Origin of the sequence: Streptomyces albipurpureus (assembly GCF_023701525.1) — a bacterium.
GTDB lineage: Bacteria > Actinomycetota > Actinomycetes > Streptomycetales > Streptomycetaceae > Streptomyces > Streptomyces albipurpureus.
This window is the reverse complement of record NZ_JAMQAW010000030.1, coordinates 151,277-174,336: the sequence shown is the minus strand read 5'-3', so window position 1 is coordinate 174,336 and position 23,060 is coordinate 151,277. Positions and strand designations below refer to the sequence as shown.

22 protein-coding genes are annotated in these 23,060 nt (G+C 65.3%); 11 read left to right on the top strand and 11 right to left on the bottom strand.

Annotated elements, in window-relative coordinates:
* The first annotated feature begins 74 nt into the window (after nucleotides 1–74).
* Nucleotides 75–1,595, top strand: coding sequence for a glycosyltransferase family 87 protein (locus tag NBG84_RS24845; RefSeq protein WP_250921802.1), 1,521 nt, complete (start codon nucleotides 75–77; stop codon nucleotides 1,593–1,595).
* Between the two features lie 107 nt (nucleotides 1,596–1,702).
* Here the strand turns inward: NBG84_RS24845 and NBG84_RS24840 are convergent, their stop codons facing one another.
* From NBG84_RS24840 to NBG84_RS24830, 3 genes are all read right to left on the bottom strand, one after another.
* On the bottom strand, nucleotides 1,703–2,734 hold the full coding sequence (locus NBG84_RS24840; RefSeq protein WP_250921801.1) for an alanine racemase: 1,032 nt from the start codon (nucleotides 2,732–2,734) through the stop codon (nucleotides 1,703–1,705).
* Nucleotides 2,735–2,838: 104 nt separating this feature from the next.
* The gene (locus NBG84_RS24835; RefSeq protein WP_250921800.1) at nucleotides 2,839–3,957 is read right to left on the bottom strand and encodes a lipid II:glycine glycyltransferase FemX; all 1,119 of its coding nucleotides are present in this window, start codon (nucleotides 3,955–3,957) and stop codon (nucleotides 2,839–2,841) included.
* A 150-nt stretch (nucleotides 3,958–4,107) separates the two neighbouring features.
* Complete coding sequence (locus NBG84_RS24830) at nucleotides 4,108–4,425, bottom strand: hypothetical protein (protein ID WP_250921799.1); 318 nt, start codon at nucleotides 4,423–4,425, stop codon at nucleotides 4,108–4,110.
* Nucleotides 4,426–4,707: 282 nt separating this feature from the next.
* On the opposite strand from NBG84_RS24830, the gene rpsF reads away from it, so the two are divergent.
* The 4 genes from rpsF (at nucleotide 4,708) to rplI (ending at nucleotide 6,434) form a co-directional block, all read left to right on the top strand.
* Nucleotides 4,708–4,998, top strand: a complete 291-nt coding sequence (gene rpsF / locus NBG84_RS24825) for a 30S ribosomal protein S6 (protein WP_093655579.1) — start codon at nucleotides 4,708–4,710, stop codon at nucleotides 4,996–4,998.
* Nucleotides 4,999–5,072: 74 nt separating this feature from the next.
* On the top strand, nucleotides 5,073–5,678 hold the full coding sequence (locus tag NBG84_RS24820) for a single-stranded DNA-binding protein (RefSeq protein WP_250921798.1): 606 nt from the start codon (nucleotides 5,073–5,075) through the stop codon (nucleotides 5,676–5,678).
* Between the two features lie 55 nt (nucleotides 5,679–5,733).
* Complete coding sequence (rpsR, locus tag NBG84_RS24815) at nucleotides 5,734–5,970, top strand: 30S ribosomal protein S18 (protein WP_003956534.1); 237 nt, start codon at nucleotides 5,734–5,736, stop codon at nucleotides 5,968–5,970.
* A gap of 17 nt (nucleotides 5,971–5,987) precedes the next feature.
* Entirely contained in the window at nucleotides 5,988–6,434 is a 447-nt protein-coding gene (gene rplI, locus NBG84_RS24810; protein WP_250921797.1) for a 50S ribosomal protein L9, read from the top strand.
* 205 nt (nucleotides 6,435–6,639) lie between these two features.
* Here rplI and NBG84_RS24805 read toward each other — a convergent pair whose 3' ends face one another.
* Nucleotides 6,640–7,977 (bottom strand): MATE family efflux transporter, encoded by a 1,338-nt coding sequence (locus NBG84_RS24805; protein WP_250921796.1) that lies wholly within the window; start codon nucleotides 7,975–7,977, stop codon nucleotides 6,640–6,642.
* 425 nt (nucleotides 7,978–8,402) lie between these two features.
* On the opposite strand from NBG84_RS24805, the gene dnaB reads away from it, so the two are divergent.
* The gene (gene dnaB, locus NBG84_RS24800; protein WP_250921795.1) at nucleotides 8,403–9,890 is read left to right on the top strand and encodes a replicative DNA helicase; all 1,488 of its coding nucleotides are present in this window, start codon (nucleotides 8,403–8,405) and stop codon (nucleotides 9,888–9,890) included.
* A 105-nt stretch (nucleotides 9,891–9,995) separates the two neighbouring features.
* On the opposite strand, the gene NBG84_RS24795 is transcribed toward dnaB, so the two are convergent.
* Complete coding sequence (locus NBG84_RS24795) at nucleotides 9,996–10,559, bottom strand: dihydrofolate reductase family protein (RefSeq protein WP_250921794.1); 564 nt, start codon at nucleotides 10,557–10,559, stop codon at nucleotides 9,996–9,998.
* Nucleotides 10,560–11,490: 931 nt separating this feature from the next.
* Nucleotides 11,491–12,435 (bottom strand): alpha/beta fold hydrolase, encoded by a 945-nt coding sequence (locus NBG84_RS24790; RefSeq protein WP_250921793.1) that lies wholly within the window; start codon nucleotides 12,433–12,435, stop codon nucleotides 11,491–11,493.
* A gap of 194 nt (nucleotides 12,436–12,629) precedes the next feature.
* On the opposite strand from NBG84_RS24790, the gene NBG84_RS24785 reads away from it, so the two are divergent.
* The 4 genes from NBG84_RS24785 to NBG84_RS24770 all read left to right on the top strand — a co-directional run bounded on the left by NBG84_RS24785 (nucleotide 12,630) and on the right by NBG84_RS24770 (nucleotide 17,262).
* Complete coding sequence (locus NBG84_RS24785; RefSeq protein ID WP_250921792.1) at nucleotides 12,630–13,577, top strand: helix-turn-helix transcriptional regulator; 948 nt, start codon at nucleotides 12,630–12,632, stop codon at nucleotides 13,575–13,577.
* A 285-nt stretch (nucleotides 13,578–13,862) separates the two neighbouring features.
* Nucleotides 13,863–14,954 (top strand): DNA polymerase III subunit beta family protein, encoded by a 1,092-nt coding sequence (locus NBG84_RS24780; RefSeq protein WP_250921791.1) that lies wholly within the window; start codon nucleotides 13,863–13,865, stop codon nucleotides 14,952–14,954.
* An 83-nt stretch (nucleotides 14,955–15,037) separates the two neighbouring features.
* A complete protein-coding gene (locus tag NBG84_RS24775; RefSeq protein WP_250921790.1) occupies nucleotides 15,038–15,706 on the top strand; it encodes a hypothetical protein in 669 nt (222 codons plus the stop codon).
* A 173-nt stretch (nucleotides 15,707–15,879) separates the two neighbouring features.
* Complete coding sequence (locus NBG84_RS24770) at nucleotides 15,880–17,262, top strand: serine hydrolase domain-containing protein (RefSeq protein WP_250921789.1); 1,383 nt, start codon at nucleotides 15,880–15,882, stop codon at nucleotides 17,260–17,262.
* Between the two features lie 131 nt (nucleotides 17,263–17,393).
* On the opposite strand, the gene NBG84_RS24765 is transcribed toward NBG84_RS24770, so the two are convergent.
* The 5 genes from NBG84_RS24765 to NBG84_RS24745 all read right to left on the bottom strand — a co-directional run bounded on the left by NBG84_RS24765 (nucleotide 17,394) and on the right by NBG84_RS24745 (nucleotide 21,069).
* A complete protein-coding gene (locus NBG84_RS24765; RefSeq protein WP_250921788.1) occupies nucleotides 17,394–18,554 on the bottom strand; it encodes a winged helix DNA-binding domain-containing protein in 1,161 nt (386 codons plus the stop codon).
* Between the two features lie 13 nt (nucleotides 18,555–18,567).
* Complete coding sequence (locus NBG84_RS24760) at nucleotides 18,568–19,020, bottom strand: GNAT family N-acetyltransferase (RefSeq protein WP_250921787.1); 453 nt, start codon at nucleotides 19,018–19,020, stop codon at nucleotides 18,568–18,570.
* A gap of 10 nt (nucleotides 19,021–19,030) precedes the next feature.
* Nucleotides 19,031–19,489: a MarR family winged helix-turn-helix transcriptional regulator gene (locus tag NBG84_RS24755; RefSeq protein ID WP_250921786.1), complete on the bottom strand. Its 459-nt coding sequence runs from the start codon at nucleotides 19,487–19,489 to the stop codon at nucleotides 19,031–19,033.
* A gap of 159 nt (nucleotides 19,490–19,648) precedes the next feature.
* Nucleotides 19,649–20,518 carry a GNAT family N-acetyltransferase gene (locus NBG84_RS24750; RefSeq protein WP_250921785.1) on the bottom strand — a complete coding sequence of 290 codons (870 nt, stop codon included), beginning with the start codon at nucleotides 20,516–20,518 and terminating at the stop codon, nucleotides 19,649–19,651.
* A 5-nt stretch (nucleotides 20,519–20,523) separates the two neighbouring features.
* A complete protein-coding gene (locus tag NBG84_RS24745) occupies nucleotides 20,524–21,069 on the bottom strand; it encodes a DUF2269 domain-containing protein (RefSeq protein ID WP_250921784.1) in 546 nt (181 codons plus the stop codon).
* A gap of 306 nt (nucleotides 21,070–21,375) precedes the next feature.
* Here NBG84_RS24745 and NBG84_RS24740 point away from each other — a divergent pair, with 306 nt between their 5' ends.
* Complete coding sequence (locus NBG84_RS24740) at nucleotides 21,376–22,902, top strand: globin domain-containing protein (RefSeq protein WP_250921783.1); 1,527 nt, start codon at nucleotides 21,376–21,378, stop codon at nucleotides 22,900–22,902.
* Nucleotides 22,903–23,060 lie beyond the last annotated feature (158 nt).

Here is a 23,060-nt window from a genome sequence, read left to right as displayed (position 1 = left end):
GAGGGCTGGGGGTGGCTCCTTCGGGTTCGCCGACCGTGGCGGCGTATTCGGAGCCGTACGGCAGGATGAGCACCATGCCCAGCGCAGAGAAGACGAGCGTGAACCAAGACCGGCCGGATGTGCGACCCACCCGACAGGACCCCATCGCGGCCTCCGGCAGCGAACTGATCGGGGGTCCCCTCGGCCGCTGGGCCCTGCGGCGCAGTACCAGCCCGCTCACCCCCGTACGGGTCGTGGCCCTGGTGGCCATCGGCATGTTCGCGCTGGGCATGGTGCAGAAGATGCCCTGCTACAACTGGGCGTGGTTCCGAGGTGCCAGCTCGCAGTACACCCACGCCTGCTACTCCGACATCCCGCACCTCTATCGGGGGCGCGGCTTCTCGGAAGGGCTTATCCCGTACTTCGATCGGCTTTCGGGCGATATGGAGTTCCTGGAGTACCCCGTGCTGACGGGGCTCTTTATGCAGGTGGCTTCTTGGCTGAATCTTGCCGAGGGCTCCCTACAGCATCAGGAGCAGGTCTATTGGATGATCAATGCCTGCATGCTGATGATCTGTACCGCGATCCTCGCTGTCTGCGTTGCCCGCACCCACCGCCGTCGGCCCTGGGACGCGCTCCTGGTCGCCCTGGCACCCGCCCTCGCCCTCACCGCCACCATCAACTGGGATCTGCTCGCCGTGGCGCTCACCGCGGCCGCGATGCTGATGTGGTCCCGTGGAAGGCCGCTGGCGTTCGGCATCCTCATCGGGCTGGCGACGGCGGCCAAGCTCTATCCGGTCCTGCTGATCGGTCCGCTCTTCCTCCTGGCCTGGCGCACCGGCAGATGGCGGGAGTTCGCCTATGCGGGGTTCGGGACGGCAGCTGCCTGGCTGGTGGTGAATGTGCCGGTGATGGTGCTGGCACCGGAAGGGTGGAAGAAGTTCTACACCTTCAGCCAGGAGCGACAGATCGACTTCGGCTCGTTCTGGCTGATCATCACCCAACGCACCGAGGCATCGATCGATGTCGAGACGGTGAACAACTACGCCATGTTGCTGATGCTGCTCGCCTGCGCCGGTGTGGCAGCGCTCACCCTGGCCGCCCCTCGCCGGCCCCGGTTCGCCCAACTCGCGTTCCTGGTGGTCGCCGCGTTCATCCTCACCAACAAGGTCTACTCACCGCAGTACGTCCTGTGGCTGATTCCGCTTGCCGCCCTCGCCCGACCCCGGTGGCGGGACTTCCTGATCTGGCAGGCGTGCGAGGTCATGTACTTCCTCGGGATCTGGATGTACCTCTCGTACACGACGAGCGGTAAGCAGCAGGGGCTGCCGCCCGAGGGCTATCAGGTGGTGATCGCCCTGCACCTGCTGGGGACGCTGTACCTGTGCGCGATGGTGGTGCGGGACATCCTGATGCCGGAACGGGACGGGGTACGCCAGGACGGCTCGGATGACCCGTCGGGCGGGGTGTTCGACGGCGCGCCGGATGTGTTCACCCTGGGACGGGGGCGGGAACTGGCCTCGGCCGAGGTGGTCGAGGGGGCCAAGGTCGATTGGGGCACCTCATCCGAGAAGAGCGGATGGGGCGGCGGGGGCGGCCAGGGGGGACGGTTCTAGCCACTCTCCGGGGCCCTGGTGCCCCGGGGCCCCATGGGCTGCGGTTCGGTCAGATCGACGGGACCCTCGGAGCCACCGGCAATTCGTTCTGAGGGTCCCTGCGGGGGCTAGCGGTCTACGAGCCGGTCGAACTGGGTGGTGGTGTGCCGTAGGTGCGCCACCAACTCATCGCCCACCCGGGGTTCCTGGGCGTCCGACGGCACGAAGAGGATGGACACCTGCATGTGCGGGGGCTCGGCGAACCAGCGCTGCTTGCCCGCCCAGACGAAGGGCGACAGGTTCCGGTTGACCGTCGCCAGGCCGGCGCGAGCGACCCCCTTGGCCCGGGGCATCACCCCATGCAGCGCCTTGGGAGCCTCCAGCCCCACCCCATGGGACGTTCCCCCGGCGACGACGACCAGCCAGCCATCGGACGCGGCCTTCTGCTGGCGGTAGCCGAAGCGGTCGCCCTTGGAGACATGGGTGACGTCAAGCACGGAACCGCGGTACTCCGTCGAGTCATGGTCGCCGAGCCAGAGTCGGGTGCCGATACGGGCGCGGAACCGGGTCTGCGGGAACTGCTGCTGCAGCCGGCCCAGTTCCTGGGCCTTCAGATGGCTGACAAACATGGTGTGCAGCGGCAGCCGTGCGGCCCGGAGCCGGTCCATCCAGCTGATGACCTCTTCGACCGCGTCGGAGCCGTCCGTGCGGTCCAGCGGCAGATGGAGGGCGAAACCCTCCAGCCGCACATCCTCTATGGCGGCCGTCAACTGCCCCAGGTCCTGCTCCAGAACGCCGTGGCGCTTCATGGAGCTCATGCACTCGATGACGACACGGGCGCCCACCAGGGCGTGCACACCATCGACCGATGAGACCGAGCGGATAACGCGGTCGGGCAGCGGAACCGGCTCTTCACCGCGGCGGAAGGGCGTCAGGACGAGAAGGTCGCCACTGAACCAGTCCTTGATGCGGGCGGCTTCGTAGGTGGTGCCGACGGCCAGCATGTCGGAGCCGAATCGGGACGCCTCTTCGGCGAGTCGCTCATGACCGAAGCCATAGCCGTTTCCCTTGCAGACCGGCACCAGACTGGGGAACTGGTCGATCACGGACTTCTGGTGCGCCCGCCAGCGCGTGGTGTCGACGTAGAGGGAGAGCGCCATGGGCCGGCCCGGAACCTTTCTGGTGGCTGCGGTGTATCAGGGGTGTGTACGAGATCTACGAGGTTACGGCGTGGGTGAGCAAGACCCCAGCGGCGCGGTGCGCCTCAGCGGCGCGACATATACATGTCCAGGGCCTTGTGCAGCAGCTTGTTGAGCGGGAAGTCCCACTCACCGACGTACTCGACCGCCTCTCCGCCGGTGCCGACCTTGAACTGGATCAGTCCGAAGAGATGGTCGGTCTCATCCAGGGAATCACTGATTCCGCGCAGGTCGTAGACGGTCGCACCCATGGCGTAGGCATCGCGCAGCATCCGCCACTGCATCGCGTTCGAGGGCCTGACCTCACGGCCGATGTTGTCCGACGCCCCATAGGAGTACCAGACATGCCCACCGACGACGAGCATCGTCGCCGCGGACAGGTTCACTCCGTTGTGGCGAGCGAAGTACAGCCGCATTCGGTTGGGGTCTTCGGCGTTGAGGACCTGCCACATACGCTGGAAGTAGGAGAGAGGGCGCGGGCGGAAGCGGTCGCGGATCGCGGTGATCTCATAGAGCCGCTGCCATTCCTCAAGATCGTGGTAGCCGGCCTGGACGACCTCGACGCCGGCCTTCTCGGCCTTCTTGATATTGCGTCGCCACAACTGGTTGAAGCCCCTGAGGACATCGTCGAGCGATCGGTTCGCCAGGGGGACCTGATAGACGTACCGCGGCTGGACATCGCCGAAGCCGGCGCCGCCGTCCTCGCCCTGCTGCCAACCCATCTTCCGCAGCCGGTCGGAGACCTCGAAGGCGCGCGGCTCAATATGCGTGGCCTCCACGTCCCGGAGCCGCTTGACGTCCGGATCCTGGATGCCTGCCTTGATCGCCGGTGCGTCCCAGCGGCGGATGACCACCGGCGGACCCATCTTCACGGAGAAGGCGCCCTGCTGCTTGAGATGGGCGAGCATCGGCTGGAGCCACTCATCCAGATTGGGCGCGTACCAGTTGATCACCGGGCCCTCGGGCAGATAGGCGAGATACCGCTTGATCTTCGGGAGCTGGCGGTACAGCACCAGACCAGCGCCCACGAGCTGGCCGTTCTTGTCGAACCACCCAAGGTTCTCCGAGCGCCATTCCGTCTTCACATCGGCCCATGCCGGGACCTGGCAGTGACTTGCCGAAGGCAGCGACTGGATATACGCCAGATGCTGCTCTCGGCTGATGGTCCTCAGGGTCAGGCTCATGTGGGGCGCTCCTCAGCAGGTATGTCCCCATGGGTCAGGGGCTCCGGCTCTCGCGCCGAAGCCTACTGCGCTGGGGGAGCGCCCCGAATGGCTGTGCGGCGTCCTATGGGAGGCCGCCGGCATGTCCCGGCGGCCGACGCTCCCCTCGGCTCAGCCGACGACTCCGCCGAAAAGGCCACCGTGGGCCATACCGAGGAAGAAACCGATGGCGGACAGGCCAAGGCCGATGATCAACGCGGTGCGTTCGCGGGTTGTCACCGAGATGAACTGTCCGTAGCCGCCGGTGAGGATTCCTACCAGCCCCGCCCAGGAGCTCAGCAGGTGCAGATGGTGGAACATCGCCGTGACAAAGGCGAGAAGTCCCAGTACCAGCGTCACCGCGACCAGAGTGTCCTGGAGGGGGTGGGGCTTTCCGTCCGTGGCAAGGAGAGAGGTCGTGGACGGTTGACGTCGCATTGCCTGTGCCATGAAGCACCTCCTGGCGTTGCCGGAGCGCGGCGCATCGTAGTGCCGCGCACACCCGATGTGTACAGATTGCGTCTCATCCCCACTGGATTTCAACCGGACGCATCTCAACGGGTACTCTGTACGGTCTGCACCAGTGTCTGTCGAGTCTCTGGCCAGGCCGGAGAGGATCGCCCCGCGATTGTCAGTGGCGGCTGGTTGACTGAAGGCACTGTTGCTTACGCATCACGACCCTCCTGCCACGGAACGACCGTGGCCGCTGAGTCCAAAGGAGGTGGGTTCCACATGCGTCACTACGAGGTGATGGTCATCCTCGACCCCGATCTGGAGGAGCGCTCTGTCTCTCCCCTGATCGAGAACTTCCTCTCCGTTGTCCGTGAGGGCAATGGAAAGGTCGAGAAGGTCGACACCTGGGGCCGTCGTCGTCTCGCTTACGAGATCAAGAAGAAGCCCGAGGGCATCTACTCGGTCATCGACCTGCAGGCCGAGCCTGCGGTCGTCAAGGAGCTCGACCGCCAGATGAACCTGAACGAGTCGGTCCTCCGGACCAAGGTCCTTCGTCCCGAGACCCACTGAGCGACTAGCTCAGAGGGCATCGGGTTCGAGTAGCAGCAAGCAGCCAGAAGCAATCCCCGCCGAGAGGTTCACCCATGGCAGGCGAGACCGTCATTACGGTCGTCGGCAATCTCGTCGACGACCCCGAGCTGCGCTTCACCCCGTCTGGTGCGGCGGTCGCGAAGTTCCGTATCGCGTCCACTCCCCGCATGTTCGACAAGCAGACCAATGAGTGGAAGGACGGCGACAGCCTGTTCCTGACCTGCTCGGTCTGGCGTCAGGCGGCGGAGAATGTCGCAGAGTCGCTTCAGCGCGGAATGCGCGTCGTCGTGCAGGGCCGTTTGAAGCAGCGGTCTTACGACGACCGCGAGGGCGTTAAGCGCACGGTCTACGAGCTGGACGTCGAAGAAGTCGGCCCCAGCCTCAAGAACGCCACGGCCAAGGTCACCAAGACCACCGGTCGCGGTGGACAGGGTGGCTACGGCGGCGGCGGACAGCAGCAGGGCGGCAGCGGAGGCAGCTGGGGCGGAAGCTCCGGCGGCCAGCAGGGCGGTGGCAGTGCACCTGCCGACGACCCCTGGGCCTCCAGCGCCCCGGCCAGCGGCGGACAGCAGCAGGGTGGCAGCGGAGGCAGCTGGGGCGGAAGCTCCGGAAACTCCGGTGGTTCTGGCGGCGGCTACTCGGACGAGCCCCCCTTCTAGGGATTCCTCCTAGGGGAGTTCGTACCCCCACTTCTTGATCACACAGGAGATACACATGGCGAAGCCGCCTGTGCGCAAGCCGAAGAAGAAGGTCTGCGCATTCTGCAAGGACAAGACCGTGTACGTGGACTACAAGGACACGAACATGCTGCGGAAGTTCATTTCCGACCGCGGTAAGATCCGTGCCCGCCGCGTAACCGGCAACTGCACGCAGCATCAGCGTGACGTCGCCACGGCCGTGAAGAACAGCCGTGAGATGGCGCTGCTGCCCTACACGTCCACCGCGCGCTAAGGGAGGGTGACCGAATCATGAAGATCATCCTCACCCACGAGGTCACTGGCCTCGGTGCCGCCGGCGATGTCGTCGACGTCAAGGACGGATACGCTCGTAACTACCTGGTCCCGCGCGGTTTTGCGATCCGCTGGACCAAGGGTGGCGAGAAGGACGTGGCGCAGATCCGCCGCGCCCGCAAGATCCACGAGATCGCGACCATCGAGCAGGCCAATGAGGTCAAGGCCAAGCTTGAGGCCGTCAAGGTGCGTCTGGTTGTTCGCTCTGGCGACGCCGGCCGTCTCTTCGGTTCCGTGACCCAGGCTGACATCGCCACGGCGATCAAGTCCGCTGGTGGCCCGGAGGTCGACAAGCGTCGTGTTGAGCTCGGTGCGCCGATCAAGACCCTGGGTTCGCACCAGGTGTCTGTGCGTCTGCACCCCGAGGTTGCCGCGAAGCTCGGCGTTGAGGTCATCGCCGCCTGAGTGCGGTAAGAGACTGAGTCACAGAAGGGCCGTACCCAACCGGGTGCGGCCCTTCTCTCGTGTGGTGTACGCGGATCACCCACTCTGTTTCACGTGAAACAGAGCTCGCCCGCCCACTGATCAGATCCTGGTGGTCAGATCCTGGGGCGACTGGCAGAAGGGCCTTTGGTGGTCAGTCATGGGCCCCAGCTTGACCCATCGGGGTTCAGCGGGTCGCGCCGGTCACCATCCAGCGTCCCGAGCGCATACGCAGCCAGAGTGTCCCCATGCGGATGATCATCATCAGCGTCATGGCCCACCAGAGCATGGTCAGTCCCCCGCCGAGTACGGGAACGAGTAGAGCGATGGGAGCGAAGGCCGCCAGGGTCGCCAGCATGGCCCAGGCGAGATAGGGGCCATCCCCTGCTCCCATCAGTACACCGTCCAGGACGAACACCACGCCTGCGATGGGTTGAGAGACCGCGATGACCAGCAGGGCGGGGAAGAGGACGTCATGCACAGATGGATCATCAGTGAAGAGCGACGCAAAGAGTGGCCGCAGAGCTACCAGCAGTATCCCGAGCACGACGCCGGATGCCACGCCCCACTGAACCATCCGTCGGCACGCCTGTCGGGCTCCCTCGGCGTTGCCGGCGCCTAGATAGCGGCCGATGATTGCCTGCCCAGCGATTGCGATTGCGTCGAGTGCGAAGGCCATCAGATTCCAGAGGGAGAGCACGATCTGGTGGGCAGCGACCTCGGTGTCGCCGAGCCGGGCGGCAACGGCGGTGACGATCATGAGGACGGCACGCAGTGAGAGCGTACGGATCAGCAGGGGTGCGCCACCCTGGGCGCTGGCGCGTATTCCGGTGGCATCGGGGCGTAGGGAGGCCCCGTACCGGCGGGCGCCGCGTATGACAACGGTCAGATAGGCGGCGGCCATGGCGTACTGGGCGATGACAGTGCCCCAGGCGGAGCCCGCGATACCGAAGCCGGCGCCATAGACCAGCACAACATTGAGAACCGCGTTGGCGGTGAAGCCGCCTATGGCGACATACAGCGGGGTCCGAGTGTCCTGGAGCCCGCGGAGGACTCCGGTAGCGGCAAAAACGATCAACATCGCGGGGATGCCGATGCTGGAGATCTGCAAATAGGTGATCGCATAGGGCGCTGCGGTATCGGAGGCACCAAGAAGCCGGACCAGCCGGGGAGCGAAGGGGAACGTCACGGCGGCGACGGCCGCGCCGAGGAAGGTCGCTAGCCAGATCCCATCCATGCCCTGCCGGATCGCGGCAGCGAGATCGCCTGAGCCGACGCGTCGAGCGACGGCTGCGGTTGTTGCATAGGCGAGGAACACGAAGATGCTCACGGCGGTCATCAGGAGGGATGCCGCGATGGCGAGCCCGGCGAGTTGGTGTGTTCCAAGATGGCCGACGATCGCACTATCGACGATGACAAAGAGCGGCTCGGCAACGAGGGCTGCGAAGGCGGGGAGGGCGAGAGCGATGATCTCTCGATCGTGGCGCCGCCGGAGTGTCTTCGGAGCCGAGGGTGCCTGTGTCATGGCCCCAATGTAATCTTCCACAGGTAAGAGTTGCAATAGGGCTGAGATCCTTACTTGAGCGCCGAAAGGCGGCTTCGCGGTACGCCGTTTGTTCTGATCTTGGCCCGGTTGGAAAAGTTTTTCTTCCCCACAGCCAGTGGATGGAGAAACCGCAGATCAGAGGCGCTTCGTCGAGCCAAGTGCGACTTTGTCCACAGTGCTGTCCCCCGGTCCGTGCACAGGTTCCAGGGAGTTCTCCACAGCATCTGGTCAGTCATCCACATGGCCTGTGGATAACCAGATTGGCTGACGGTGGAGAGAGGCCTACCGTGGACCGTTGCTCGACGCGCCGGAAGCGGAGCCGAGCCGCTCGATTTGTCAGTGCTGTGCCGTAGAAAGAGGGGGCACGGCGAGGTCCGCTCAGCGGACGGGAGGAGGTGGCCCGGTTGACCATTTCCGAGCCCTTGGACGACCCATGGGCGGCTGACAGCGGCCCCGGTGACCGTCTGCCCGTCTCTCGCCAGCGCCGCAATGATCACCGTGGCGGCGCTCGTGAGGACCAGCATGAGCGTGACCAGGACAGTGGCAGTTGGGGCGGCGGCGCCTCCGGGTTTGAGCGAGTTCCTCCGCAAGACCTGGATGCCGAGCAGTCCGTTCTTGGCGGAATGCTTCTCTCCAAGGACGCGATCGCCGATGTCGTAGAGATCATCAAAGGCCATGACTTCTACCGGCCGGCGCATGAGACCGTCTACACGGCCATCCTCGATCTCTATGCCAAGGGTGAGCCTGCCGACCCCATCACCGTGGCGGCGGAGTTGGTCAAGCGGGGTGAGATCACACGTGTCGGCGGTGCTCCGTACCTCCACACGCTGGTGCAGTCGGTGCCCACGGCGGCGAATGCCTCGTACTACGCGGAGATCGTCCATGAGCGGGCGGTGCTGCGCCGTCTGGTCGAGGCTGGCACCAAGATCACACAGATGGGGTACGCGGCGGACGGTGACGTCGATGAGATCGTCAACTCCGCCCAAGCCGAGATCTACGCGGTCACTGAGCAGCGAACCAGTGAGGACTATCTGCCCCTCGGCGAGATCATGGAGGGCGCGCTCGACGAGATCGAGGCGATCGGCTCCCGTAGCGGCGAGATGACCGGTGTGCCCACGGGCTTCACCGACTTCGATTCGTTGACCAACGGACTCCACCCCGGTCAGATGATCGTCATCGCGGCCCGTCCCGCCATGGGTAAGTCCACCTTGGCGCTGGACTTCGCCAGGGCGTGCTCGATCAAGAACAATCTGCCCAGCGTGATCTTCTCGCTGGAAATGGGCCGGAACGAGATCGCGATGCGCCTGCTCTCGGCCGAGGCTCGGGTGGCGTTGCACCATATGCGGTCCGGCACGATGACCGACGACGACTGGACCCGGTTGGCCCGTCGGATGCCGGATGTGTCCCAGGCACCGCTGTACATCGATGACTCGCCGAACCTCTCCATGATGGAGATCAGAGCGAAGTGCCGGCGGTTGAAGCAGCGCAACAACCTCAAGCTGGTCGTCATCGACTATCTTCAGCTCATGCAGTCCGGTGGTTCCAAGCGGGCTGAGAGCCGTCAGCAGGAGGTCTCGGACATGTCGCGAAACCTCAAGCTGCTGGCGAAGGAACTGGAAGTCCCGGTGATCGCCCTCTCTCAGCTGAACCGTGGACCTGAGCAGCGCACCGACAAGAAGCCGATGGTCTCCGACCTCCGTGAATCGGGGTCGATCGAGCAGGACGCCGACATGGTCATCCTGCTGCACCGCGAGGATGCGTACGAGAAGGAGTCACCACGAGCGGGTGAGGCGGACCTGATCGTCGCCAAGCACCGTAACGGCCCGACGGCGACCATCACGGTGGCTTTTCAGGGTCACTACTCTCGCTTTGTGGACATGGCCCAGACGTGATGCGGCAGTTGGAGGGTCTCAAGTTTCGTGTCGGAATCCCACGGTCGATGTCGGATTGAAGTCGGATCCGACACCACCGTGAGACCAGCGCGCGGGTGTCGCTGCTCAGCGCCTCGTCTCGTACCTGGTCAGGATCAGGCCACCGGGAAACGTCCGCGTCTCCACCAGGTTCAGGTTCACCCAGTTGTCCAGCCCGGTGAAGAACGGCGTGCCGCCGCCCACCAGGACCGGCGCGGTGGCCAGCACGTACTCGTCAATCAGCCCGGCCCGCATGGCCACCCCGGCGAGCGTCGCGCCGCCGATGTCCATCGGGCCGCCGTCCTCGGCCTTGAGCCGGGTGATCTCGGCGACCGCGTCGCCGGTGACCAGGCGGGTGTTCCAGTCGACCTTGTCGATCGTCGAGGAGAACACCACCTTCGACATGTCCCGCCAGCGGCGCGCGAACTCGATCTCCGCCGGGGTGGCGTTGGGCTGCTGGTCGCCGGTCGGCCAGTAGGAGCTCATCGTCTGCCACAGCTTGCGCCCGTACAGCGTCAGGTCGGTCGCCTGCAACTGGTCGGACCAGAACTGGAACAGCTCGTCGCTCGGCACGCTCCAGCCGATGTTGTCGCCAGGCGCGGCGATGTAGCCGTCCAGGCTCAGGTTCATGCCGTAGATCAGTTTCCGCATGGCGCCAGCCTTTCGTGAGTCGGTCTCACGCGTACAGACCGGCGCGGCGCGGGAAACTCATCGGTGCGCGATCTGAGCTCACATGTAGTCCTCGTGCTTGGTGGCTCAGCCGCAGACCCATCGTTCCGCCGAGGAGACGGCATCGATCTGAGACTGATCTTGGGTGGGCCAGTAGCCAGGTCCGGCAGGAACATCGCGATCTCCGCACCCCGGACGAACTCCTCGACGCCATCGAGGCCCTTCTCGAATGGGCCCAGGCGAAGAGCGGATGACGGGCACCCCACAGCCTGTTCCCTCCGACCGGCAAAGCCGTGCGTGAGGAAATGCCACGCAACGTGAGACACACGCGAGTGGACATCGACGGAGACAGAAATGAAGCTGCTGGTCAGCGGGATTCCGTATGACACGGGCGGCGAGATCCTACAGATAGATTGTGGGTTCTCACATCCCGCTTCATAATCTCCGCATCGGCTGCATATGGACGACATTTATACAGCCGATGTGAGACCTGCAGCTCGGAGTATTTACGCGTAGGGGTGAGTGAGGGGCAGGGCCCCTCCACGCACGGGAGAGCGCTGACACCTTGGTTGCGATTGCATGTGGTGTTGCCGGTTCCGTCGGTCAATCCGATTCCGGAGCCACGTTTTTGGCCTGTACCTGCGAAGAACGGGCCGGAGGTTTTTCTCTCCGACCCGTTCGGGTTTTCCTAACCGCTGTCAGATGCTCCGGCGGGGCACCGGAGGAGTTGGCGGTTCGGCCGCTGCCTCGCTGTGCCGCTGTTCCCCCGTGAGTCCGCCCCCGGCTTGCCGTACGGCCGGTGGCTGTGGTTGATCGGGCGGTGGCTGCTGCTGCTCGGGCCCCGATCGAAGGGAGATCCACACCGCCCAACGACCCGAAGAGCTTCAGGCGACACGAACCGGATCACGAGACACTAGTTGGCATCCTGCTGTTCCAACCATTTCGTCATCACCTGGTTTGTTTCTTCCGGCTTCTCTTGCTGGATCCAATGACCGCAATCCAGACTGACCACTTCCACATGGGGCACGAACTCCGCCAGTTTCTCGGACCTCTGGATCACATCCCGGTCGCCATAGATCATGAGCGTGGGCTGCTGGATGATCGGGTCCACGTCCGCCAGCAAGCGCCAGTTGCGGTCAAGGTTCCTGTACCAATTCACACTGCCCGTGAACCCGGTCGATTCGAAGGCGGAGACGAAAACGGCCAGTTCGCTGTCGCTCATGACGGGATCACCGAGTGGCGTTTCCGCTCTGGCGAGATCTATCAGCGCCATACCCGGCTGAGGCTCCCTGGGGGGCTCGTTCTTCCGGTACATGTTGCGAAGGAACTGGAAGGTGTTCTCTTCGAACACGGCGTCCGCGACGCCTGGCTGCCGATTGAAGTGGACGAAATAGAAGTCGCCGCCAAGGAAGTCTTCCATGAACTCGATCCAGGGCTTTTCTCCGCGCTCCTGGTAGGGCAGGCTCAGGTTGATCACTTTGTTCACACGGTTCGGATGCAGCAGGGTCAGTCCCCAGACGACCATGGCACCCCAGTCATGACCGACAAAGGTGGCATCCTCGTACCCGTAGTGATCGAGAAGTGCGACGAGATCACCCGACAGATGTTCAATGTCGTATTCCGTCACTTCGGCCGGACGGGATGAATTGCCATAACCCCGCTGGTTCGGAACGATGACATGGTAGCCCGCTGCGGCGAGGGCGGGCACCTGATGGCGCCAGGAAAAGGCATGCTCCGGCCAGCCATGACAGAGCACAATGGGTTTCCCCGCGTTCTGTCGACCTGCTTCAAAGACTTCAAGCTCCACACCGTTGACTGAAATATTGGTGGGCTTGGGAAAATCGGCTGGATCGAACATTGCATTTCCTCGCTATCTTTTCGGAGTGATCGGACTCAGCGACGAGGGTTCCCGAAGGCAGCGTCGGCCCACCCCTGACAGGCCGAGGGCCGATGCGGTCGTGGGCAGTGGGACTCGTCGGTGAGGTCATGTCGCCATCTTGCCGACCTAAACCGGTCACCTCGTGACCGGTTTTATGTGAAAGTGTCGTCGGCATGCGAACCGACCGGCTGGTGGCCATCCTCCTCATGCTGCAACGGCGCGAGCAGGTCACAGCAGCAGAGGTCGCCCGAGAGCTGGAGATCTCCGAGCGCACCGCCCGCCGCGATCTCGACGCCCTGGCCATGGCCGGGGTGCCCGTGTACTCCCTGCAGGGCCGAGGTGGCGGCTGGCGCCTCGTGGGCGGCGCCCGCACCGACCTGTCCGGATTGACCGCGAGCGAGGCCCGCGCCCTGTTCCTGGTTGCCGGCCCGGCCTCGGCTGCGACGCCGGCCGTCAAAGCAGCCCTGCGCAAGCTCGTCCAAGCCCTGCCGGAGCCCTTCCGGGTGCAGGCCGAGGCGGCAGCGTCGTCGTTGGTCATGGACCCGCAACGATGGGGGTCGACTCGGATCGAGCACCGACCACCTCGCTTTCTCGACGAACTCCAAGACGCGGTGATCCGCGGCGTCCAGGTGCGGCTCGGCTACGTCGACGGCAACGGCGCCGAAACCGAGAGAACGGTCCACCCGCTGGGCATCGTCGCCAAAGGTCCGTCGTGGTACCTCGTCTCCGACACCGAGGCCGGTCGGCGGACCTTCCGGATCGACCGCGTCTCGTCCGCCGACCCGACCGACGATCCCGTGCACCGACCCGAGGGCTTCGACCTCGCCGAGAGCTGGCGCGAGATCGCCGATGAGGTCGACCGCAAGCGAACACCCCTCCAAATCCAGGCGGTATGCGCGCCCCACGGGATAGGCGTGCTCCGGATGGCGCTCGGCGCTCGGCTCCAGGTGGGAGGTTCCGCGACCGACGGCCGCATCGAGGTCGTGATCCGCGGCCACAACGAGTACATGCTCGCCGGCGAGCTCGCCGGGCTGGTCGAATGGGTCGAAGTGACTGGCCCTCCGGGTGTGCGAGACCACCTGGCCTCGATCGGCAACGCGCTTGTCGAGCGATACGCCTGAGACCGTCCCACAGCGTCGAAGTGCGGATCTTGGAGGCGTCCTCGCGGAAGGCGGTGTCCCGGACGGACCTCGGGTACGTACTGCGCGAGCGCGCAGTCGACCAGTCAGCGGGCTTCACCCCCATGCCGTGAAGATGCGAGAGAGGCGTGGCGGAACGGCGGGTTGCCGCAGATGCGCCCACTGCCGTGCACCAGAGGTGAGCTGCCGCCAGTGAAGTGCTGCTGGTGAGCAGGACCTGTTGGCCGCTTTGACCTTCATGTTGGTTGAACGTCGACAATCGCGGTCATGGACGACACCGAGGCACTCATGAGCATCGGCGCCTTCGCCCGACGGGTGGGGTTGGCGCCCAGTGCTCTGCGGTTCTATGACGACTGCGGTGTTCTACGGCCCGCTTCGGTCGACGAGGCAACCGGCTATCGCTACTACCGCCCCGCCCAACAGCCCCGTGCCGTTCTGGTACGGCGGTTGCGGGCGGCCGGGCTCCCGCTGATCGATGCCTCGGTGGTTCTGGACGGTACGCGGAAGGAAGCCCGCGCGGTTCTGGAAGGCCATGCGCGCAGAACGCGCGACATGGCGGCAGCGGCCCAGGCGGCGATTGAGGACATCCTCGGCGATCTGTCGGATGGAGCACCGCGGGCCACGGCGCTCATCGGCGGTGCGGAACTATCCAGTGCGGTGCGCCAGGTGGCGTCGGCGGTAGCCCTTCCTGGAGTACGGGAGGAGTTTCCCGCACTCGGCTGCGTACTGATCGAGCTCGATGGCCAGGAGGTCCGCCTGGTGGCCACCGACCGCTATCGACTGGCCGTACGGGTACTGCGCCCGGCTTCCACCGAGGGTGGACCCTGCCAGGTACTGGTCGACGCCGTGGAGCTGAAGGGCATTGCGTCGTGGGCGCTGGGCCTGCCGTTCGTCAGCGTTGAGATCGATGGACGGGATGTGCGGATCCGCGGCGATGACACCGATCGGGCGCTGCGGGCCGTCGATGAGACGTTCCCCGCCTACCGAGTGGTCCTGGACGCGCTCGCCACCGCGAAGAGCCGGGTGATCATTGGCCGCGAGGCACTCCGCGAGGCACTCCCTGGGGCCCTCGCGCTGGGTTCATCCGCTGGTCCCATCATCCTGCACACCGATGAGCAGCGGCTCCTGGTCTCCCAGCGGGGTTCGACCGAGGCCGCGCTGCGGGCCCTCTGCACGGGGCCGTCGCTGTGTATCGCCTTCGATCGGGAGGTGCTCCTGCCGGCGCTCGATGCCAGCGTGGGGCCCGATGTGCTGCTGGAGATCTCCTCCCCCACGGAACCGGTCGTCGTTCGCTCCGCTGACCAGGGAAGTTTCACCACATTGGTCATGCCGGTCCAGAACAACGCAGCGGACGGCTGAGCCTCATCCACCGTGGAGAGCCAGGCGCGGGCGCTGTCGCGGCCGTGGGCCTGGGCTTGGAGAAGAAGGAAGGTGACCGGGCCATGAACCCCGACAACCCAGTGATCCAGCTATGTGTCAAAGGAATGCAGGCCGAAGCGGAGACCAGGCAGGCCGACGCGAACGACCTCTTCCAACAGGCCTGGGAGATGGCCACCGACGACTATGAAGCCTGTGTCGCCGCGCACTATCTGGCTCGGCATCAGCCAACGCCTGCGAAGACTCTCCAGTGGAACCATGAGTGCCTTCGTCGAGCGGACCTGGTGGCGGACGAGCGGGTGGGCGCCTTCTATCCCTCGCTCCATCTGAACATCGCCCACGCGCAGAGGGACCTCGGACAGCTCGACCGGGCACATGAACACTTCCTCCTGGCCGCCGAGCACCTGCACACCGTGGGGCAAGGGCAGTACGCCGACTGGCTACGGTGTGGCATAGCCGAGGGCCTACGGTCGACCGGCAGCACTGCGCCTCGCCCTGGCGGCGATCTCCTGAAGGATCTGATCGCCCGGTTCTGCAGCCGCGCTGACCTCAAGGCTCTCGGATTGGTGCTCCCCGTCTATCTGGGGGACCTCGGTACGGATGAGGATCGAGTGCGGTTGGTGACGGCGCTCCAGATGGTGCATGCCGCCCGATGGCTTCCGGACGACGAGCAGGGTGAGCTCGGGCGGGTCATCAGCTCGCTGACCGCTTCGGGTACTGAAGCTGGTTCCTGAGACGCGGCGAGAGGGAGTCGGCCAGAGGCCGGTGAGGGCCAGGAGTTCCTTTACCGCGTCAGCGGGAGAACGGCGCACGGCCATCTTTCCGCTGATGAAAGCGCACCGTGCGGACCCCGAGATGGCCCGTAGCGAGGTCGACTCCAGCCGATCAACAACGGTAGACCTGCGCTATGACCTCACCTCTGAGAGCGTTTCTCCCGGCCACTGAGCGAGCACTCTTCCAACGCATCGCCAGGGCACAGTCGGAAGGCCGTGCTCCGTCGCTCACCGCTGCCGTGGCACGAGATGGAGAGCCGGTCTGGACGGCTGTCCGCCCTTCCCCGGAGGGCGGTGGGCCGGGAGTCGACGTTCAGTACCGCATTGGCTCGATCACCAAGACCTTTACGGCTGTCCTGGTGATGAGACTGCGTGACGAGGGTCTGCTTGATCTCCAAGACCCGCTGGACCAGTACCTCCCGGGAACCGATGCGGGGAAGGCGACGATCGCCCAACTGCTGTGCCATAGCGCCGGTTTGAGTGCCGAGACTCCCTCGCCCTGGTGGGAGCGTTCCTCCGCCTCCCTGCGTCCGACACTCCCCGATGTCCTCGGTGGCAAGCCACACAAGCACCCAGCCGGCCGTCGCTTCCACTACTCGAACCCCGGCTACACGGTCCTTGGGGCACTGATCGAAGCCGTACGGGACGCGCCCTGGGGAGATGTTTTCCGGCGGGAGATCCTGGAACCGCTGGCCATGACTCGTACGAGCCTGGAGCCCCAGGCTCCCTGTGCCGAAGGCTGGGCTGTCCACCCCTGGGCCGATGTGCTTCTCCCCGAACCCGTCGAGGACCTTGGGCTCATGGCCCCGGCTGGGCAACTCTGGTCGACCGCCGGGGACCTCTGCCGGTTCGCGGCACTCTTCACCGAGGGCGATGAACGAGTGCTGAACGCGGCGTCCGTTCGGGAGATGTGCACTCCGTCCGTGCCCGCCGAGGCGGGGGAGTGGGACAGCACCTATGGCCTGGGGCTACAGATCATTCGCAGGGATGGACGCACTCTGGTCGGTCATGGGGGCTCGCTACCCGGCTTTGTCGCCGGCTTGTGGGTGGGGGTGGAGGATGGAATTGCGGCCAGCGTGCTGGCCAACGCCACTTCGGGCCCTCTCCCTAGCGTGGTAGCCACCGAGCTGGTACGGATCGTCGCTGAGGCCGAGCCGCGTATCCCCGAGCCCTGGCGCCCACTTCAGGAGGTCGACCGAGACCTCGTGGAGCTCACAGGTCCTTGGTACTGGGGGACATACGCCTTTGGGCTGCGTCTACTCCCGGGCCGTGTCCTGTCGCTTGCCCCGCTTGCTGGCCCTGGCCGCCGATCCCGCTTTACCGCCGAGCCAGACGGTACGTGGATGGGCGAGAACGGCTACTACGCGGGAGAAACGCTCCGAGTGGTGCGTCACCGGGATGGCTCGGTTCGCCATCTTGATCTGGGCTCTTTTGTCTTTACCCGCGAGCCCTATGAACCGGAGGCAGGAGTCCCCGGCGGTGTTGACGAGGAGGGATGGCGCGGGCTTTCCGAGTGAAGACGACGGAGTCGAGTCGAGACGATGTTTCACGTGAAACGTAGGGACCGCCTCAGCGCGCGTGGACCGCCTCAGCACACTCATCCGCCTCGGTCCCCCCGCTACTCTCCGCCTCTAGGCGACCAAGCCGGCTATGCGGTCAGCTCTCGTTCCAAGGGAGTTCGAAAGCGGGGCGTGATGCGGGTCTCGCCAACCCACTCCGACAAACGGGCTGCCTCGACTTCAAGAGCCGCCGTGGCTTCGCTGCCGGGGTCGCTCAGTAGGCGCCAGACGATCTCGCCATCCTGGCGCTGGGCCCAGCCGCCCACGATCTGCCCGTTCCACCACACCGAAGGACCGATATTGCCGGCTCTGTCGAAGATCGCCGCCCGATGGTCCGAGTCGAGATGAAAACCGCGATCGGCCCAGCCCATCGCGCTGGGGTCAAGACCGGGCAAGAGGGCGGCCCAAGGCTCCGACTCCGGCTCGGGCTCCTGGTCACCAGGGGCGGTGTAGCCGGTCCCCGAGTCGAGGCGGACCTCTTCAGCGCCGACCGCGATGAGTGCCTTGCGCACATCGCCAAGAGTCCAGCCGGTCCACCACTTCAGGTCTGCCTCGGTGGCCGGCCCATAGGCGAGCAGCCAGCGGCGGGCCAACTCCGCTTGGGCCTGAGTAGCCGGCATCGGCGGCCAGGGCTCACCCGCCGACCAGCGGAACTGACTGGAGGTCCAGGACCCACGCGGCCGGTCCCTGCGGATACGCCCATGGGCGGCTAGTACCCGGATGACGCGCGTCGCCACGCCCTGCACCGTCTCTTGCCGGGTACCTCGGAAGATGGTGATCTTTGTCTTCAGCGCCGGAACATCCGCTGACAGCTGGACACCGGTTGCTGAGCCCCGCTGGGCCAGAACGGCGAGCACCGATGTCTCTGCTTCGGCAAGCCAGCGCTCATCCAGTCCCTGGCCGTCCTCCTCTAGATGGCGAAGCAGGGTCGCGCGTTCCTTGGCGGCGATGGCACGGGCGGTGGACGCATCGACATAGGGAGCGATGCCCGTGGAGACGGCGAATACGGTGCGCCGCATGGAGAGCATGCGTACAAGGCCCACGTCCTCGTAGAGAGCTCGCTCCACGATGTCGACGCCCGGCTCCTTGAGGCGGGCTCCCAGGGAGAGAAAGACCGTCGCAGCGTCTGTCGCATGGAGCGCAACAACCGAATCGGCAATGTCCACCGGAGTGTCGGCTCGTACCGAAGGGGCCAGGCGATGGCGTTGTCCTAGCCGAATTCGGCGCTGTTCATCACTGATATGACGCACACGGACTCCCGGGTCAGAGGGGCAACTTGAAACCGGTATGGGAGGCGCTGAAACCCAGTCGTTCATAGAAACGGTGGGCGTCCGAACGTGAGGCATCCGAAGTCAGCTGTACCAGTTGGCAGTTCTGTCGGCGGGATTCCTCAATCGCCCACTCGATCAACTGTCCGCCGAGGCCACTGCCCCGCTCGGCGGCATCCACGCGCACGCCCTCAATCTGCGAACGGGTCGCACCGCGTCGGGAGAGCCCGGGGACGATGGTGAGCTGAAGCGTGCCCACCACCCGTTCTCCGCGGACGGCGACCAGTTGCTGATGACGAGGGTCGTTGACCAGTTGGTCCAGGGCGTCCCTGTACGGGGTGAGGTCATCCGGGGACTCCCGGGTGGCGCCCAGGGGATCATCAGCGAGCATGGCCACGATTGCGGGTAGGTCAGCTGGGGTGGCCGACCGTATCTCCAGATCACTCATGATGCGCAGACTACGCCGGCACTTTCAGTTCCTCGACGGTCCGAACCAGAGGGACGAGCGTGGGGTCTAGGGCGGCTGTATCCAGTGCGGTGCGCAGGGCGGTGTCATGTGTGGGGCGGGCTCTGGCCAGTAGGGCCAGACCGGCATCGGTCACATTGGTGTAGATACCGCGACGATCGGTGTCACAGAGATAGCGCCTGAGCAGCCCACGGCCCTCAAGCCGGGTGACAAGGCGGGTCGTGGCGCTCTGGCTCAGGATGACCGCTTCGGCGACCTGCTTCATCTGAAGGTGTCCACTGTCGTCGCCGTGCTGGCGGCTCAGGACTTCGAGGAGGGAGAACTCCCGCACGCTCAGCCCGTGTTCCCTCTCCAGGGCACGTTCGATGTCGGCTTCGATTCTTCCGTGAAGCAAGGAGAACACGGACCATCCCTGGGCGAGCAACGCATGGGCGGGATTGGTCTCGGCCATTGGTCTTCCTCCTCCATGCCCAGGCCCCCCTTGGTGGATACCGCCAAGCGTTCGATGCTCAGGAGCAGGGAAGGTGGGGGCCGCAATATACCGCGCCCGCAATCATCGGCTTCGCGCGGGTCATCACCGAAGAGCCCTTATGGCAAGGGGAGTTGGCGGCTAGCCGGTTGCAACCGACAGCGGAGCGAAGCGTCGCGTCCAGTCGCCGGGGAGCGCATCGATGCCTTGGGTCATCACGGTGTTGAAAGAGGCCGTCTCCAGACCGTGTTCCTTGAGCCAGGTCAGCAGTTCCTTATGACGCATGTCAATATCTGCCCGAAACGGCCGGTCCGTCGCCGAGGCCAGCGAGGTGATCAGTGCCTGCGCGGTCTGGGTGTCTCGGGCGATCAGCGGGCCGATGACATGGGTGTTCATACTGGGCCACGCCGCGGCATAGCCGGTGAGTACACCGTTCTCCTCGGCTACCCGAAGCTGATCGGCGAAGGCCGGCAGCCGCGCGATCATATGGGTGCGGTCCAGGCCGAAGACCTCGCCGTCCAGTCGGACGATGGCGGACAGATCCTCGGCCGTCGCCGGACGGGTGATGGTCGTCGCCGGCGTGGCCGCCCCCTCAGCGGGGAGCCGGAAGGGTCCACGAAGCATTTCAACGCGGCCGACCGCACGGAAGCCCAGTTGCTCATAGAGCGGTTCTCCCTGTGAGGTGGCGTGCAGGGTGAGCGGTGTGCCGCTGGTCTCCTTGATCATGTACTGCATAAAGCGTCGGCCAACGCCCTGCCGGGCATAGCGTTCCGCTACCAGCATCACCCCGATCGCTGCCAGATCACGGCCGTAAGACATCACCACACCACTACAGACCAGGCCCTTGCCCGATGGGTCATCAACGCCGTATGCCGTTCCCGCGGTGAGGAGCAAACCCCACCTGTGTTCATCGCGTGGCCATCCTCGATCTTCTGAGAGATCCGCACAGAGGACGAGATCGTCCCTGGTGAGGCGGCGAATGGGCAGGGGGTCAGGGAGTGATGTCGGCATGAGGATCAGGCTGTCTGACGCGGTGATCGTTCGTCTAGTGCTTTCCGGGAAGTACCCGACTTCCGCATTCTCCGCCCTCGCCGGGTCAGCCCCCAGGGCTTCACTACCGAAATCACCGTCATGAAGAGATAGGCGCTGAAGGACACGATCGGGCCCGTCACCAGATCGGCTGAGTCGGCCAGTGGGTCTCCGAAGGAGATGGCCGTGGCCGCATCGTTGACTCCTGGGCGCAGAGCGAACACCGAGGCTGCCGTGGTGGCCATCGTGAGGCAGAACTTGGTGAGGACCCAGCGATGCCGTAGGAGCCCCCACGCGGTGCCCAGGGCCAGAACGAGACCGCTTGCCAGGGTCAGTAGCGCCAGGGGCAGAACCAGCCAGTCAGTGAAGACCTTCATTGAGCGGATGCTGGACTTGGTGATAACGGTGGACTCGGTGGTGATGGCAGCCAGGGCCAGGGCGAGGAGGCCGAGTGTGAGCCCGAGCCAACAGGAGGCAGCGGAGACATGGAGGACAAGGACGGCTCTGCGGGTTGGACGTTTCAGTGGTTTCACGTGAAACACCGTGTCGGGCGTCGATGCCTTTGCGCGTCTCACGCTGGGAGTAATCGGTCGTACGAGCCTGGGCGTAGAAGGCCTGCTGTCGGCTCCTCCCGAGGGGCGGCGCCGCAGCTTAATGGTCGGCGGTTCCAAGTGCCGGAAGTTTCTGCGCTTTCAGCCAACTTAAGCACACTCCCTGTAATGATACGACTACAGAGGTGACGGGTCATGCCGAAGTGGGTGGCTGACAGCAGTCCTGGGGCAGGAGCGGTGAAGTGAGGCACGTTCCGAGCAGATGGAAGTGCGGAGACCGACCGAGACATGTTCAAGGCGAGGCAGACAATGGACGCTCCGATGACCGCGTCGGCCGGCAGATCAGGTGCCGACAGCTGCGGCGCAGACATATCCGCTCAGCGGCAACCCGACGACGACGGCGGGGACCGGTTGGAGCCCTCCGAGCTCCGGCAGCCGGACCCCGATGGTTCTTCCAGGCAACCGGACCCTGGCGTGAGCGGTGACCCGGTGGCCGGGGAGCGGGAACACCCAGAGCCGCCAACCATCCCGGGGTCAGGCGCCGTGGAGGGGGACGTCCTCCCTTGGCCACGCGAGGCCCTCAACCCGCCGGGTACCCCCACCCGACTCCAACTCACCGGCCAGCGACCGCAACCTTCGGTCGCGGCGCCCGATCCGGGCAGCGGACTGGCGAAGCCGACCGCGGCGGCAACCCCGACGACCGATGCCTCCCCCGACGCCGTGCTCGTCCGCCGCACCCTGGCCGAGATCGCACCGGTGGCAGACCGTGTCACCTCGTACTTCTACGCCCTGCTCTTCATCGGGCATCCAGAGCTGCGACCCCTTTTCCCGGTCGCCATGGACACCCAGCGGGACCGGCTGTTGAAAGCCCTGCTCACAGCCGCTGACCATATGGACAATCCAGCCGTCCTCACCGAGTACCTTCAGCAACTGGGGCGAGGGCACCGCAAGTACGGGACCCGGGCCGAGCACTACCCCGCCGTGGGTGAGGCCCTCCTCGGCGCGCTGGCCCGATACGCCACGCTGAGTTGGAACACGGAAACCGAGGCCGCGTGGGTCCGTATCTACAGCAGAATCTCGCAGATCATGATCGACGCGGCCGCCGAGAACGAGGTGCAGGCACCTGCCTGGTGGCATGCCGAGGTGGTCTCCCACGATCTACGCACCCCCGACATAGCGATCGTCACTGTCCGCCCCGACCAGCCGTACCCCTTTGTCGCAGGCCAGTACACCAGTCTGGAGACGCCCTGGTGGCCCCGGGTTTGGCGGCAGTACTCCTTCGCCGGGGCGCCTCGGCCGGATGGGCTGCTTTCGTTCCATGTCAAGGCGGTTCCCGCGGGCTGGGTCTCAGGCGCCCTGGTCCGCCATGCCCGCCCCGGCGACACCCTGCGCCTCGGTCCCCCGGCGGGCTCGATGATCGTTGATCACAGCACCGACAACGGTCTGCTCTGTCTCGGTGGCGGCACGGGTATCGCCCCCATCAAGGCGCTGGTCGAGGATGTCGCCCAACACGGCACCCGCCGCCCGGTCGAGGTGTTCTACGGGGCGCGCTCCGATTTCGATCTCTATGACATCGACACCATGCTGCGTCTCCAGAACACACACCCATGGCTTTCCGTTCGCCCTGTCGTTGACGATCGGGCGCACTTTCCCCATGCCGTGCGGGCGTTTGGCCCCTGGGACGAGTACGACGGCTATCTCTCGGGTCCCCCCGGGATGATCCGCAGTGGTGTGGATGCTCTGCGCGGCATCGGCATCCCCCAAGACCGCATCCGCCATGACTCCTTCGAGGATCTGGTCATGGCGGGGCGATAACCCCCACAACCAAGAGCTCAGTGTTCACCGCGGACTCCACGGAGAAGGACCGGGTGGGACCGGAGCAGCGGGCGAAGGTCCGTATGCGCACAGCAGCGGCTGGAGGGTGAGAGCACCCGATCGGCCCAGCTGAGTCGGCGGCGAGATTCAGCGGTGCT

Coding starts and splice junctions, on each gene's coding strand:
- NBG84_RS24845 (WP_250921802.1), top strand. CDS start 75: ATGCCCAGCGCAGAGAAGACGAGCGTGAACCAAGACCGGCCGGATGTG.
- NBG84_RS24840 (WP_250921801.1), bottom strand. CDS start 2,734: ATGGCGCTCTCCCTCTACGTCGACACCACGCGCTGGCGGGCGCACCAG.
- NBG84_RS24835 (WP_250921800.1), bottom strand. CDS start 3,957: ATGAGCCTGACCCTGAGGACCATCAGCCGAGAGCAGCATCTGGCGTAT.
- NBG84_RS24830 (WP_250921799.1), bottom strand. CDS start 4,425: ATGGCACAGGCAATGCGACGTCAACCGTCCACGACCTCTCTCCTTGCC.
- rpsF (WP_093655579.1), top strand. CDS start 4,708: ATGCGTCACTACGAGGTGATGGTCATCCTCGACCCCGATCTGGAGGAG.
- NBG84_RS24820 (WP_250921798.1), top strand. CDS start 5,073: ATGGCAGGCGAGACCGTCATTACGGTCGTCGGCAATCTCGTCGACGAC.
- rpsR (WP_003956534.1), top strand. CDS start 5,734: ATGGCGAAGCCGCCTGTGCGCAAGCCGAAGAAGAAGGTCTGCGCATTC.
- rplI (WP_250921797.1), top strand. CDS start 5,988: ATGAAGATCATCCTCACCCACGAGGTCACTGGCCTCGGTGCCGCCGGC.
- NBG84_RS24805 (WP_250921796.1), bottom strand. CDS start 7,977: ATGACACAGGCACCCTCGGCTCCGAAGACACTCCGGCGGCGCCACGAT.
- NBG84_RS24795 (WP_250921794.1), bottom strand. CDS start 10,559: ATGCGGAAACTGATCTACGGCATGAACCTGAGCCTGGACGGCTACATC.
- NBG84_RS24790 (WP_250921793.1), bottom strand. CDS start 12,435: ATGTTCGATCCAGCCGATTTTCCCAAGCCCACCAATATTTCAGTCAAC.
- NBG84_RS24785 (WP_250921792.1), top strand. CDS start 12,630: ATGCGAACCGACCGGCTGGTGGCCATCCTCCTCATGCTGCAACGGCGC.
- NBG84_RS24780 (WP_250921791.1), top strand. CDS start 13,863: ATGGACGACACCGAGGCACTCATGAGCATCGGCGCCTTCGCCCGACGG.
- NBG84_RS24775 (WP_250921790.1), top strand. CDS start 15,038: ATGAACCCCGACAACCCAGTGATCCAGCTATGTGTCAAAGGAATGCAG.
- NBG84_RS24770 (WP_250921789.1), top strand. CDS start 15,880: ATGACCTCACCTCTGAGAGCGTTTCTCCCGGCCACTGAGCGAGCACTC.
- NBG84_RS24760 (WP_250921787.1), bottom strand. CDS start 19,020: ATGAGTGATCTGGAGATACGGTCGGCCACCCCAGCTGACCTACCCGCA.
- NBG84_RS24755 (WP_250921786.1), bottom strand. CDS start 19,489: ATGGCCGAGACCAATCCCGCCCATGCGTTGCTCGCCCAGGGATGGTCC.
- NBG84_RS24750 (WP_250921785.1), bottom strand. CDS start 20,518: ATGCCGACATCACTCCCTGACCCCCTGCCCATTCGCCGCCTCACCAGG.
- NBG84_RS24740 (WP_250921783.1), top strand. CDS start 21,376: ATGTTCAAGGCGAGGCAGACAATGGACGCTCCGATGACCGCGTCGGCC.